1 pseudogene is annotated in these 596 nt (G+C 39.3%); it reads left to right on the forward strand.

Going from position 1 to position 596, the window contains the following annotated elements:
* A pseudogene (locus tag R7044_RS26635) lies at positions 1-325 on the forward strand (hypothetical protein); the annotation flags it as partial.
* Positions 326-596: the final 271 nt, after the last annotated feature.

Here is a 596-nt window from a genome sequence, read left to right on the forward strand (position 1 = left end):
GATTTTTTTCCTAATTATCAATATTATAACACCAAAATCGCTAGGTAGGCCGTTCACTTTTAAGTTATTAACCAGATTGCCATACAGTGTCATTTCCCAAGTGATGATTGACCGAATTACGATCATGACGACTGGACGCAAGGGAGAGTTTAAGACACCTTACGGCGTTATCGAGTTCACACATACGAAGCGTGATGCTATTGATATTATCAACAATACTATAACTTCAGATCGCCCCCTGCGAATTGCGAAAAAAGAAGCTGCGATTCGAGATTTGAAAAGGGTTGGCAGAAACACGCACTTGATTGTAACGGATCACGATTAGGCAGATGCTGGCACTCCCAAAAACCAACACAACTCACTTTTGGACAAAAGCTTGTCAGTAGATTAGCTGAAATAGCTCCTAACGGATTACCTAAAGTATTTCAAACTTCAAGTCTGTAAGCCAAACTCACTCATCCACTACATTTATCACTATTGCGCCGTTTAACTTCATACATACTAATATCTGCTTTAGATAATATTTCGTTAATCGATGAAGTGTCTGCTTTCCCCGTATAGCTATAGTGCCCAATGCTTAGTGATAGATGTAAATC

The organism is Vibrio sp. 1402, assembly GCF_033340275.1.